The organism is Flavobacterium sp. UM26, from assembly GCF_057922445.1.
In genome coordinates this window covers 196278-208653 of the sequence record NZ_JBVHCY010000001.1, presented here as the reverse complement: position 1 = coordinate 208653, position 12376 = coordinate 196278, and the positions used below count along the sequence as shown (strand labels likewise).

At 35.0% G+C, this 12376-nt stretch carries 11 protein-coding genes and 1 tRNA gene; 8 read left to right on the top strand and 4 right to left on the bottom strand.

What is annotated here, in order from left to right; genetic code table 11:
* Positions 1–110 precede the first annotated feature (110 nt).
* The 5 genes from ACZ1AQ_RS00945 (at position 111) to serB (ending at position 6066) form a co-directional block, all read left to right on the top strand.
* On the top strand, positions 111–827 hold the full coding sequence (locus ACZ1AQ_RS00945) for a hypothetical protein (RefSeq protein WP_489631091.1): 717 nt from the start codon (positions 111–113) through the stop codon (positions 825–827).
* 214 nt (positions 828–1041) lie between these two features.
* Complete coding sequence (locus tag ACZ1AQ_RS00940) at positions 1042–2367, top strand: trigger factor (RefSeq protein ID WP_489631090.1); 1326 nt, start codon at positions 1042–1044, stop codon at positions 2365–2367.
* 210 nt (positions 2368–2577) lie between these two features.
* Complete coding sequence (gene clpP, locus ACZ1AQ_RS00935) at positions 2578–3252, top strand: ATP-dependent Clp endopeptidase proteolytic subunit ClpP (RefSeq protein WP_489631089.1); 675 nt, start codon at positions 2578–2580, stop codon at positions 3250–3252.
* A gap of 127 nt (positions 3253–3379) precedes the next feature.
* A complete protein-coding gene (clpX, locus tag ACZ1AQ_RS00930) occupies positions 3380–4612 on the top strand; it encodes an ATP-dependent Clp protease ATP-binding subunit ClpX (RefSeq protein ID WP_159690330.1) in 1233 nt (410 codons plus the stop codon).
* A gap of 218 nt (positions 4613–4830) precedes the next feature.
* A complete protein-coding gene (gene serB / locus ACZ1AQ_RS00925; RefSeq protein ID WP_489631088.1) occupies positions 4831–6066 on the top strand; it encodes a phosphoserine phosphatase SerB in 1236 nt (411 codons plus the stop codon).
* 64 nt (positions 6067–6130) lie between these two features.
* Here serB and ACZ1AQ_RS00920 read toward each other — a convergent pair.
* Positions 6131–6204: transfer RNA gene (locus tag ACZ1AQ_RS00920), tRNA-Pro, on the bottom strand.
* 123 nt (positions 6205–6327) lie between these two features.
* On the opposite strand from ACZ1AQ_RS00920, the gene ACZ1AQ_RS00915 reads away from it, so the two are divergent.
* Both ACZ1AQ_RS00915 and ACZ1AQ_RS00910 read left to right on the top strand, forming a co-directional pair.
* Positions 6328–6768 carry an SRPBCC domain-containing protein gene (locus ACZ1AQ_RS00915; RefSeq protein WP_489631087.1) on the top strand — a complete coding sequence of 147 codons (441 nt, stop codon included), beginning with the start codon at positions 6328–6330 and terminating at the stop codon, positions 6766–6768.
* A gap of 8 nt (positions 6769–6776) precedes the next feature.
* Positions 6777–7214: a VOC family protein gene (locus tag ACZ1AQ_RS00910; protein ID WP_489631086.1), complete on the top strand. Its 438-nt coding sequence runs from the start codon at positions 6777–6779 to the stop codon at positions 7212–7214.
* 85 nt (positions 7215–7299) lie between these two features.
* Here ACZ1AQ_RS00910 and ACZ1AQ_RS00905 read toward each other — a convergent pair whose 3' ends face one another.
* Both ACZ1AQ_RS00905 and ACZ1AQ_RS00900 read right to left on the bottom strand, forming a co-directional pair.
* A complete protein-coding gene (locus ACZ1AQ_RS00905) occupies positions 7300–7521 on the bottom strand; it encodes a hypothetical protein (protein ID WP_489631085.1) in 222 nt (73 codons plus the stop codon).
* A 305-nt stretch (positions 7522–7826) separates the two neighbouring features.
* Positions 7827–9341, bottom strand: a complete 1515-nt coding sequence (locus tag ACZ1AQ_RS00900) for a GH3 auxin-responsive promoter family protein (protein WP_489631084.1) — start codon at positions 9339–9341, stop codon at positions 7827–7829.
* A 184-nt stretch (positions 9342–9525) separates the two neighbouring features.
* On the opposite strand from ACZ1AQ_RS00900, the gene ACZ1AQ_RS00895 reads away from it, so the two are divergent.
* Positions 9526–10323: a DUF2797 domain-containing protein gene (locus ACZ1AQ_RS00895; protein WP_489631083.1), complete on the top strand. Its 798-nt coding sequence runs from the start codon at positions 9526–9528 to the stop codon at positions 10321–10323.
* 240 nt (positions 10324–10563) lie between these two features.
* Here the strand turns inward: ACZ1AQ_RS00895 and sppA are convergent, their stop codons facing one another.
* On the bottom strand, positions 10564–12324 hold the full coding sequence (gene sppA, locus ACZ1AQ_RS00890; protein ID WP_489631082.1) for a signal peptide peptidase SppA: 1761 nt from the start codon (positions 12322–12324) through the stop codon (positions 10564–10566).
* Between the last annotated feature and the right edge of the window lie 52 nt (positions 12325–12376).

Below are 12376 nucleotides of genomic sequence, written 5' to 3'. Positions count from 1 at the left end.
TATCGTTCAACTAGTTTAAAATCAGGATTCTAGTTGTTTCTTTTTGACAAATGCTTTATCTTCAATTCAAATAAAAACGAGTAGAGTATAAATGTCAAAAACAGAATAACATGCTACTAGAGAAGACAAATGTACAAGACAAGTTGATGCAAAATCGTCAAAAAGTAATCGATGTCGACACTTTATTACTACAAGTAGAGCAAATTTTATCTCAGAACACTCAAGAAAGAAATAAGATTGAGTCTTCCGTTCGAGAGAAAAGTTCAACAAACCAAAATGAATTTGTAATCGATTTACTCGAAACCGATAAGATTTTTCATCTTGACCAAATCAAAACAATTTGTATAGCGTATCGTTTACGTTTTTTAGACAGTCATTTTTTTAAGGACAATCTCCCAGCTGAGGCTATTTCGGAGATTCGAAGACTCGAAAAATTACACCAAACTACCTTACAAGGATTTAAAATTATGGCGACAACCAAGACTTTTCAGTTGCTTAGCTATGATGATCCGCTTTTGTTTGCACCTTTGGGGAACGGGTATTACTATTTGATTCATAAATGGGGAGAGGATTTGCATCCTGTTCGTAAGTTGTTGGTGTCTCCTTTTAAAAACATACTAAATTTTGTGATTTTTACAGCCTTACTTAGTTTACTTTTTAGTGCTTTTGTTCCAGGTAGCAATTTAAGTAAAACGGTGGCAATGGCGCCAATAATTATTTTTTTATTTATGTTTAAATCTGTTTTTGCTGTTGGTATGTATGCGTTTTTTATGAAAGGAAAAAATTTTAATGACGCCATTTGGAATAGGGTTTACTTCAATAATTAAGTGATTATTTTTTTAGGATAGGGGCACTATTTTTTTAGAAAGCAAGCTTTATTAAGCTTCTGCAGGGAATCACAACAAGACTCAAAATAGCTCAATTATCAAGTAAATAATCGCTTGTTTTTCAAACCGAAAGCTTGGAAACAAAAAGCTTGTTTGGGTGCTGAAAATTTTATAATTTTGCCACCCAATTTTATTACGTAAAAATAAGAACAAGATGGATATCAAAAGAGTAGCGATAGATGCTGTGACTGAAACAATTGTGATGAATGTAGTACACATGGATTACAAAGGTCAAGTAGCCAAAAGAATCAATGAAAAAATGCCTTTAGCGCAAGTAAAAGGATTTAGAAAAGGACAAGTACCTAAAGACTTAGTTGCAAAACAATACGGCAAAGGAATTAAAAAAGAAGAAGTTAAGAAAGTAGTTGATTTGGCTTTGGAGCGTTATATCCAATCAGAAAGATTGAGTCTTTTGGGAACGCCATTGGCTATAGAAAATGAAAATTTAGACTGGGATGCTGAAGAATTGACTTTTGAGTTCGAAATTGGTTTAGTGCCTAACTTTGAATTGGATTTAGAAGCTAAAAACGACATCGTAAAATACATCGTTACTGCTGATGATAAATTAATTGATGGGCAAGTAGCACGTATTCAAAAACAATTCGGAAAAGCAATTCCTCAAGAAGTGGTTGCTGAAGGATGTGACTTAACTGGAATCTTCTCTAGCGAAGCAAATGGAATCAACAATCCAACAACAATTGCATTAGATACTTTCAAAGACAAAGCGACTCAAGATTTATTTATCGGTAAAAAAGTTGGTGATGTTGTAACCGTAAACACTAAAGGTTTATTTGAAGACGATCACCAATTGATGGACTACCTAAAAGTAGGACACGATAATGTGCATGACTTAGCCATTGATGTAGATTTTACTATCGAAGCAATCAATGCTTCTGAGCCTGCAGAATTGAACCAAGAATTGTTTGATAAATTATTCGGAGAAGGAAATGTTGCTTCTTTAGAAGAGTTGAAAGCAAAAATCAAAGAAGATGCTGAGGCACAATTCGCTCAACAAGCAGATCAAAAATTATTAGCTGATGTTCAAAACTTTTTGATTGACAACACTAAATTTGATTTGCCAGCTGAATTCTTGAAAAAATGGTTACAAACTGTTGGAGAGAAAAAATTAACTCCTGCTGAAGCTGAAGTTGAATATGCACGTTCAGAAAAAGGATTGCGTTTTCAATTGATTGAAGGAAAAGCGATGGCACAAAGCAACATTCAAATTACTTTTGAGGATTTGAAAACGTTTACTACCAATGCAATCAAACAACAAATGGCGCAATTCGGACAAACAAATCCATCGGATGAGGAAGTACAAGGAATTGTAGCTAGAGTATTATCTAATCAAGAAGAAGTAAGAAGACTTTCTGATCAAGTAGTTGCTGCTAAATTATTGGAATTGTTCAAAGAAAAAGCCAATCCAACAACTAAAGAAGTTACTTACGAAGAGTTTATCGCTGCTTCTTACGGAGAATAAATTAAAGTTTGAGGTTTGAAAGTAGAAATTAGAAGATTTATTTCTGAAAAGAAAATAAGAACTTTATGATTTCATTAGAAAACCGAAACCATAAAAAATAGTTATATTTGAGCGTCAAAAGAATATTTTTTGACGCTCTTTTGTTTAAATGCAAGGATTTATAGATTACACCTTAAACATTTAAACGTTGAACTTTTAAACTTTCAAAAAATGAACTACGGTAAAGAATTTAAAAAATTTGCTACAAAGCACCAAGGAGTAAATGCTATGTATTACGATAAAATCGTTGCAGCAATGAATCCAACAAATATGACTCCATACATTATTGAAGAACGTCAATTGAATGTATCTCAATTGGATGTTTTTTCGAGATTAATGATGGATAGAATCATTTTTTTAGGCACAGGTATAGATGATCAAATTGCGAATATTGTACAAGCACAGTTGTTATTCTTAGAAAGTGCCGATGCATCCAAAGATATTCAAATTTACTTGAACTCACCTGGAGGGAGTGTGTATGCAGGGTTAGGAATTTATGATACTATGCAATACATCAAACCTGATGTAGCGACTATTTGCACAGGTATGGCCGCTTCTATGGGAGCTGTTTTGTTATGTGCTGGTGCAGCAGGAAAACGCTCTGCTTTGCCTCATTCACGTGTAATGATTCACCAACCATCAGGAGGAGCGCAAGGTGTAGCTTCGGATATGGAAATCAACTTACGCGAGATGTTGAAATTGAAAGACGAATTGTATAGAATTATTTCGCACCATTCGGGGCAACCTTTTGATAAAGTTTATGCCGATAGCGAGCGCGATTATTGGATGATTTCTGATGAAGCCAAAGAATACGGAATGATAGATGAAGTTTTAAGAAGAAGTTAAATTAGTATTCAGTGTTCAGGTTTTTAGTATTCAGTTTTAAGAATGAGTTATGTGTTTATAATACTAACAAGTTTATTGTAAAACCGATACTGATAACTAAACACTGACCACTGACCACTAAAAAAAGATGGCAAAACAACAGTTACAATGTTCTTTCTGCGGAAGGAAAAAATCAGAGACCAATTTATTGATTGCAGGTATTGATGCACATATTTGTGACAAATGTATCGAGCAAGCACACGGAATTGTTCTCGAAGAATTAAAATCAAACGGCAACTCTAAGTTGGTAGGCGATTTGATTTTGAAAAAACCAAAAGAAATTAGAGCGTTTTTGGATCAATACGTTATTGGCCAAGAGCAAACCAAAAAAGTGATGTCGGTAGCGGTGTATAACCACTACAAGCGTTTAATGCAACAACAATTAGACGACGATGTAGAAATCGAAAAAAGCAACATCATTATGGTGGGGCAAACAGGTACCGGAAAAACATTGGTAGCCAAAAGTATTGCTAAAATGCTGGATGTACCTTTAGCGATTGTCGATGCGACTGTTTTGACAGAAGCAGGTTATGTTGGAGAAGACGTAGAAAGTATCTTGACTCGTTTGTTGCAAGCGGCAGATTATGATGTAGCCAAAGCTGAGCGTGGTATTGTATTTATTGACGAAATAGATAAAATTGCTCGTAAAAGCGATAACCCTTCTATAACTCGCGACGTTTCTGGCGAAGGAGTGCAACAAGCTTTATTGAAATTGTTAGAAGGAACCGTGGTGAATGTACCGCCAAAAGGTGGACGCAAGCACCCTGACCAAAAATTTGTTGAAGTAAATACTCAAAACATTTTGTTTATTGCAGGTGGTGCTTTTGACGGTGTTGAACGTATTATTTCTAAACGTTTGAATCGTCAAGCGGTTGGATATTCTACTTCAAAAAATGAGGATAATATCGACAAAGACAATTTATTGCAGTACATTATTCCAAAAGATATTAAGGATTTTGGTCTAATTCCTGAAATCATTGGTCGTTTACCTGTTTTAACACATATGGACCCTTTGGATAGAGCTACTTTGAGAGCAATTTTGACGCAGCCTAAAAATGCTTTAATCAAACAATATGAAAAGTTATTCTTGATGGATGACGTGGTGTTTAGTATTACGGATGAAGCATTAGATTTTATTGTGGATAAAGCATTAGAATACAAATTAGGAGCACGTGGTTTGCGTTCTTTATGCGAAGCTGTCTTGACCGATGCTATGTATGAATTACCAAGTTCAGACGATAAAGTATTAGCAATCGATAAAGATTACGCTCAAGAAACCTTAAATAAAAACTTATTGAAACGTTTGGAGATTGCTTCTTAAGTAATTTCTATTACAATAAAAGCAAAAGAAAGCTCAAAAACATTCGTTTTTGAGCTTTCTTCGTTAATGATTTGACCTTAAATAAGGTCATTTGTTTCGAATTTACTCATAAAATGAGATGGTTTAAAACATTATTTTCACTTTCGATAAAAACATCAAAGTCCTTTTTTTTAATCAATAGAATCCCGATTTTTGGCACTCATTAAATAGTTCATAAAATGGCAATAGAAGATAAAGAAATAATTTTGTTAAAAGTTTCTGGGCAGGATAAATTAGGAGTAACCGCTGGTTTAACCTCTATTTTGGCGACTTATGGTGCCACTATTTTGGATATAGGTCAAGCCGATATACACGATACTTTATCTTTAGGTATTTTATTCGAAATTGAAAAAGGCTCAAATTCTGGTCCAGTTTTGAAAGATTTATTGTTTAAAGCCTATGAATTGGGTATCAAAGTAAAGTTTACTCCGGTAACAATTGAGGATTATGAAAATTGGGTGAAAGCCCAACGCAAACAGCGCTATATCATCAATGTGTTGGGAGAAAAATTAACTGCGGTTCAATTATCTGCCGTGACTCAAATTTTATCCAACAACAAACTTAATATCGATTCAATTATACGATTAACAGGAAGAGCATCTGTAGTCGAAAAAGAAGAATATCCTCGTTCTTGTATTCAATTATCCGTAACAGGAAGTTTGTTGGACAAAATCGCAATGACCTCAAGTTTTATGGATGTATCTCGTGATTTGAATGTAGATATTTCTTTTCAAGAAGATAATATGTACCGTCGTAATCGTCGTTTGGTTTGTTTTGATATGGACTCGACATTAATCCAAACCGAAGTAATTGATGAACTGGCTGAGTTGGCAGGAGTAGGGGAAGAAGTAAGAGCGATTACTGAGTCGGCTATGAATGGAGAAATTGATTTTAGCGAAAGCTTCAAAAAACGTATGGCGCTTCTAGAAGGCTTGAGCGAAGAAGTATTGCAAAATGTAGCGATCAATCTTCCAATAACCAAAGGGGCTCATCGCTTGATGAAGGCCTTGAAGTATTATGGATATAAAACAGCTATTCTATCAGGAGGGTTTACTTATTTTGGAGAATATTTGCAAAAAGAACTGGGCATTGATTATGTGTATGCCAATCAATTAGAAATAAAAGATGGTAAGTTAACGGGAAATTATTTGGGAGAAATCGTAGACGGTCAAAAGAAAGCCGAATACTTAAAGGCTATTGCTGAAAAAGAAGGTATTCATATTAACCAAACCATTGCCGTTGGTGATGGCGCCAATGATTTACCTATGCTGAATTTAGCTGGACTAGGAATTGCTTTCCATGCTAAACCAAAAGTAAAAGAAAGTGCTTCTACTTCTATTTCGAGTTTAGGATTGGATGGAGTCTTGTATTTATTAGGCTATCATGACCGACACATCGATATGATGCAGGAATAGTCGCTTTATAAAAAAAACAAAATCCCATTTACACTTGGTAAATGGGATTTTTGATTTAAAGAAGTCGGGATGACTGGATTCGAACCAGCGACCCCTAGCACCCCATGCTAGTACGCTACCAGGCTGCGCTACATCCCGAGAGGTGCCGAAATTACTATCTATTGTAAAAAAATCAAAGCAAAAGTTGTGTTTTTTTAAAAGAGAGTCAATTTAAAACAGTAACTTTAATAATATCAATTGGTTGAAGTAAAACAAGATACAATGGAAACATTACATTTTTCAATTTTGATTCAAGCCCCAAAAGAAAAAATTTGGGATGTTTTATGGGATGACACAACTTACAGACAATGGACGTCAGCTTTTTGTGAAGGCACTTATGCTGTTAGTGATTGGAAAGAGGGAAGTAAAATTCATTTTTTATCTCCTTCTGGCGAAGGAATGAATAGTCTCATCCAAACAAAACAAGAATATGAGTATATGGCCTTTAAGCATTTGGGAGAATTGAAAAATTTTCAAGAAATGCCAATAGATGAAGCAACACAAGTATGGACAGGGGCTATGGAAACCTATCGATTAACAACGACACCCGATGGAGTTTTGCTCGAAACTACGATGGACTGTTTAGCGCAATATCAGCAGTATTTTGAAGATGCTTTTCCTAAAGGTTTAGCCATTGTAAAACAACTTTCAGAAACTAAATAACATATTATATGACAGCAATCAATCCTTATTTAATTTTTAATGGCAATTGTGAAGAAGCCTTTTTGTTGTATCAATCCGTTTTTGGAGGAGAGTTTCCTTATGTAGGAAGATTTAGTGATATGCCGTCGGGTGATGGAAATCCATCGTTGTCTGAGGAAGACAGTAACAAAATTATGCACATTTCTTTACCTATAGGCGCTCATTCGGTTTTAATGGGAAGCGATAGTAATAGTGCTTCGGGTGCAGTTACTTTTGGGCAGAACATGTCAGTGTCTATCAATACGGTGAGCCGTGAAGAAGCCGATAGGTTTTTCAATGGTTTATCCGCAAACGGAAGTATAACGATGCCTATGACCGATACTTTTTGGGGAGCATATTTCGGAATGTGTACTGATAAATTTGGCGTGAATTGGATGGTAAATTATGATGAAGTTAAAGAAGAATAGATAGAAAATCAGCACCAAGCTAAAATAGTAAAGCCCTGAGATTAGGAGGTAGTCTCAGGGCTTTGTTACTAAATCAAAACAAAAATTATTTTATAATTCCTCCTCCTTGTTTTACTTTCTCCTTATTATTGATATTGGTATTTTCTTGTTCCACTTTTGGAAATTGCTTTTTGTTACCAAAAACAGTTACTTCTTTTACTTCTTCAGCTTTTTTTGTGCTACCGATAGAATCTTGTTGGGGTTTAACATCCTGAGCAAAGGGAATTGAGATATAAAATAGACTCAGAAAGGATAAAATTATTTTCATATAATTGATTTTGATGAAAAAATACAGTCACAACAATTCCCTTCAAAAAGAAATTTTGAATAGCCATAAAAAAATTAAAGGGAAGAATAATTCAGCCTAAAAAAGGGCTTTGAATTTGTGGAAGGAACTGCGGGTTTTCATATTGATTAATGATTTGATTGATGATTGATTACACATAAGACGACAATCATTCTAAATTGTTACAATACAGCATGTTTTTTTTGAAAAAAAACAATAGCAACTGTATCCGATACACAAAAACTAGTGTGTCGGAGAAAGAGGTAGAAAATAGCTTGTGTTTTTGTTTAAGATTGCAATTCCTTCAATTGTTCCAAATACTCTCTTTGGTTGGAAAGACGCGGAATTTTATTCTGACCGCCCACTTTATTTCGTTGTTTGAGCCAATCATAAAACAGATTTTCTCTCGCCACATTAATAACCAAAGGATTTAGTGTCATATTATTGTAGCGTTTGGCTTCGTAATCAGAATTTAAGGATTGTAGTGTGGAGTCTAAAATTTTATGAAAAAGTGTTAGGTCTTTTGGCGGTGTTTTAAACTCAATCATCCATTCGTGTGCTCCTTTTTGCTTGCCTTCCATAAAAATAGGGGCAACAGTATAATCTACAATTTCAGATTGTGTCTCTTGGCAGGCTTTCGCCAAAGCTTGGTCTGTATTTTCGACCATTAGTTCTTCGCCAAAAACATTGATATGATGTTTTGTTCTTCCGGTAACTCGAATACGATATGGACTTAATGAAGTGAATCGAACGGTGTCGCCAATCAAATAGCGCCATAATCCACCATTAGTAGTGATAACCATAGCATAATTTTTGAATAATTCAACCTCTGCTAAAGGCACTATTTTTTGGTTGGGAGTACCGAAAGTATCCATCGGGATAAATTCATAAAAAATACCGTAATCAAGCATCAACAACAAATCGCTCGAATAATTTAAGTCTTGTATGGCAAAAAAACCTTCGGAGGCATTATATATTTCGTAAAATTTGAAGTCGTTTTTGGGTAAAATTTTATGGTATTGTTCGCGATAGGGATCAAAGCTCACACCGCCGTGAAAGTAGACTTCTAGATTGGGCCATAATTCTATCAAATTTGATTTGCCTGTTTCTTCCAAAACTTTATTCATTAACACCAACATCCACGAAGGGACCCCTGCAAAGCTTGTAACATTTTCGTTGATGGTTTCTTTGATAATGGCGCTCATTTTGGTTTCCCATTCACTCATCAAAGAAACTTTATTGCTAGGAGTACTACTAAATTCTGCCCAAATAGGCATGTTTTCAATCAAAATTGCGGATAAGTCCCCGAAGAAGGTATTGTTGTTTTCATAGATTTGTGAACTCCCGCCCAGACGAAGACTTTTTCCTAAAAACATCTCCGAATCCTCGTTGTTGTTGAGGTATAAACACAATAAATCTTTGCCACCTTTGTAATGACAATCCTCCAAAGCTTCTGGACTTACGGGTATAAACTTGCTTTTGGCATTGGTAGTACCGCTGGATTTGGCAAACCATTTTATTGGAGTTTCCCAAAGTATATTTTGTTCGCCTTGGCGTGTTTTCTCTATCAAAGGCTCTAAATCTTCATAACTCGAAATCGGAATTCGAGAAGCAAATTCAGCATACGATTTTATGGAGCCATAATCATATTGCTTTCCTAACTGCGTATTTTCAGAAGCCCGAAGTAAATTCATCAATACTTCTTCTTGAACCTCATTCGGGTATTTTATAAACAATTCGATTTGATGAATACGTTGTTTTAAAAACCAAGAAGCGATGGAGTTGATAATAGATAAAGGCATGAAGTTATAGTGTTTTATAAATTAGACCGAAGTTTTTTAGATTGGAACATATCGATTCAAATACTAACTTTGCGGTAATCCCAAAAATAGTGTTTTTTATAAAAAATAGTCCATATGTTGTTAAATATTCTAGGACAAAAACATGTTAATTGGGTATAATTTTAATCTAAATTCACCATCCCAAATGATATACGAAGGAGTACTCTCTAAAATGCCCACCGAAATAGGAAATCCCATTCAATATTATTTGGTTTTCGAATCCAGTTTTCTTAACATCAATCAGTTGTTAAACAAAGAGATAAGCATACAGTTTGTGGGCTATCAATGCTTGAATTGCGGTAAGAAGAAGAAAATATTTCGACAAGGCTTTTGTTACGACTGTTTTTATTCGAGTCCAGCTGTGGGCGATTGGATTATGAAACCCGAATTAAGTACCGCACATTTAGGAATAGAAGACAGAGATTTGGCCTACGAAGAAAAAGTGCAATTACAACCTCATATCGTTTATTTGGCTTTGTCAAGCGAGGTCAAAGTTGGGGTAACGCGTAAAACCCAAATGCCTACGCGTTGGATTGACCAAGGTGCCGAAGAAGCGATAGTACTAGTCGAAGTTCCTAATAGATATTTGGCAGGAATTACAGAGGTAGCGCTAAAAAGTCATTTTGCCGATAAAACCAATTGGCGAAAAATGTTGACCAATACTTTTGATACGGTCGATTTAATTCAAGAAAAAGTCAAAGTTCAAGCTTGGCTTCCCGATGAAGTTCGAGACTATTTTAGTTTAGAAAAAAATGAAATTATTGCTATGCATTATCCGGTTATAACTTATCCATCAAAAGTGAATAGCTTAAATTTAGACAAAACGCCTTTTTATCAAGGGCAACTCATTGGCGTGAAAGGACAGTATTTGTTGTTTCAAGACGGAACCGTTTTTAATGTTCGAAGCTACGAAGGCTATGAGGTAAAAATAGAAGTACAATAATCTTGAATTTTAGGAGCGGAATGATTTGGGATTTTTTGGATGCATAGTCCTGCTGTCCTTCCAATCTTTTTAAAAATTAACCCTTACAGAGTTTTGAACTCTGTAAGGGTTAATTTTTAAAAAGGATTTTCCCTCCCATCAGGGCTAAAAGGATGCATAGTGCATTCAGGAAACCAAATTGTTTAAAAAAAGAAAACCGTTTAAGCATTTACTTAAACGGTTTTTTTACTAGCTAAGTTTTTATTCTATTTTTAGTTCCATCGGAAGAATAGCCTGTATTCCTTTGCGTTGTTTGATACGCTTAATTTCTTGCAGCAATTGGTAATTTTCCTCGCCAATTTCTTCTTTTATAAAAGCCATTTTTGATTTTGCAAACGGGAAATTAGCAAAAATATCCTCAAAATTTTTCTCATATTCTGGGTAATTCACCGTGCTATACGATTTGATTTTGGCCAATTTTGCTGCCTCGGCTATTGCTTCTCTCAAGCCGCCAATTTTATCGACTAGTCCAATTTTTACTGCCTCAGACCCTGTCCAAACACGACCTTGACCAATAGCATCAACTTGGGCAGTAGTCATTTTACGACCTTCTGCAACATGACCAATAAAGGTAGCGTAGATATTTTCTACACCTTCTAGCGTTATAGCTTTAAACTTTTCGTCCATTGGTACAAACGGACTATAATTCGATGCGTTTTCGTGAGTTCTAACTTGTTCAGTATTGATGCCGTAGCGGTTCGCAGCAACAGAGAAGTTAGGTAGTGTTCCAAATACGCCAATTGAGCCTGTAATCGTATTTTTTTCAGCAAAGATAGTATTGGCGTTACAAGCAATATAATACCCACCTGAAGCGGCATAATTACCCATAGACACTACAACAGGTTTTACTCTTTTTGTCAATTCTATTTCTCTCCAGATTAAGTCAGAGGTTAAGGCACTTCCACCAGGGCTGTTGATACGCAAAACAATTGCTTTGATGTCGTCATCTTTTCTGGCTTCTTGAAGAGACCTTCTCATAGAGCCTTCTCCAATTTCGTTTACATCACCTTCGCCGCTACCAATTTCTCCTTGAGCATATACGATTGCAATAGCATCATTGGAATCCATATTCACAGAAGTAGTTGTTGTTTTTTGAGTGTAATCGGCAATAGAGACCGTGTTGTAATCCTCGTCTTTGTCTACTTTTAATACCTTTCTTATGGCGTTATGGTATACATCTTCATAAGCAATGTAGTCAATAAGATTTTGCGCTTTGGCCATTTCTGGGGTTCTAGCCAAAAGACCGTTTGCAATTGTATTTAATTTTTCTACTGGAATATTTCTACTTTTCGAAATGTCTTCTACTATGTTTGTCCAAATTCCGTTTAGTAATGCCATAGTTTGTTCCTTATTCGCATCACTCATTTTGTTTTCTAGAAAAGGTTCAACAGCACTTTTATATTTTCCGTGACGAATCACTTCCATCTTTAAGCCTGACTTTTCTTGAAAATCTTTAAAGAACATAACCTCAGTCGACAATCCTTTGAAATCTAATTCTCCAATTGGGTTGATGTAAATTGAAGTGGCAACAGAGTTTAAATAATATTCTTTTTGAGAATAACTATTAGCATAGGAATAAATAAATTTTCCTGATTTTTTAAAACGGTTCAATGCATCACGAAGCTCTTTACTTTGTGCCATTCCTAAACTAGAATTGGTATTTAGGATAGAAATTCCCTTAATGGCATCGTCGGTTTCAGCTATTTCTATAGCGTTGATAACATCAGTCAAACCAATTTTTTTTCTTTCAGAAAAAGCCGTAACCCAAGGGTCTGAGTATTTTCCAGCATAGTCATCAGAAATATCAGATAAATTTAGTTCTATAACTGAATTGTTTTCAACTTCAACAGTATCAGAATCGCCTCCAAAAATGACTCCAATAAGGATGATTCCAAAGAAAGAAAGCATCATAAAAACAAAAATACCAATAACGGTAGCCAAAACATTTCCTAAAAATCTCATAGTTAGTTATTTTTTATCAATAAGTCTATAACCTAATTGTATTGTTACAAAA

Bases quoted from the DNA above. Each gene is read 5' to 3' on its own strand.
- ACZ1AQ_RS00945 (WP_489631091.1), top strand. From the start codon at position 111: ATGCTACTAGAGAAGACAAATGTACAAGACAAGTTGATGCAAAATCGT.
- ACZ1AQ_RS00940 (WP_489631090.1), top strand. From the start codon at position 1,042: ATGGATATCAAAAGAGTAGCGATAGATGCTGTGACTGAAACAATTGTG.
- clpP (WP_489631089.1), top strand. From the start codon at position 2,578: ATGAACTACGGTAAAGAATTTAAAAAATTTGCTACAAAGCACCAAGGA.
- clpX (WP_159690330.1), top strand. From the start codon at position 3,380: ATGGCAAAACAACAGTTACAATGTTCTTTCTGCGGAAGGAAAAAATCA.
- serB (WP_489631088.1), top strand. From the start codon at position 4,831: ATGGCAATAGAAGATAAAGAAATAATTTTGTTAAAAGTTTCTGGGCAG.
- ACZ1AQ_RS00915 (WP_489631087.1), top strand. From the start codon at position 6,328: ATGGAAACATTACATTTTTCAATTTTGATTCAAGCCCCAAAAGAAAAA.
- ACZ1AQ_RS00910 (WP_489631086.1), top strand. From the start codon at position 6,777: ATGACAGCAATCAATCCTTATTTAATTTTTAATGGCAATTGTGAAGAA.
- ACZ1AQ_RS00905 (WP_489631085.1), bottom strand. From the start codon at position 7,521: ATGAAAATAATTTTATCCTTTCTGAGTCTATTTTATATCTCAATTCCC.
- ACZ1AQ_RS00900 (WP_489631084.1), bottom strand. From the start codon at position 9,341: ATGCCTTTATCTATTATCAACTCCATCGCTTCTTGGTTTTTAAAACAA.
- ACZ1AQ_RS00895 (WP_489631083.1), top strand. From the start codon at position 9,526: ATGATATACGAAGGAGTACTCTCTAAAATGCCCACCGAAATAGGAAAT.
- sppA (WP_489631082.1), bottom strand. From the start codon at position 12,324: ATGAGATTTTTAGGAAATGTTTTGGCTACCGTTATTGGTATTTTTGTT.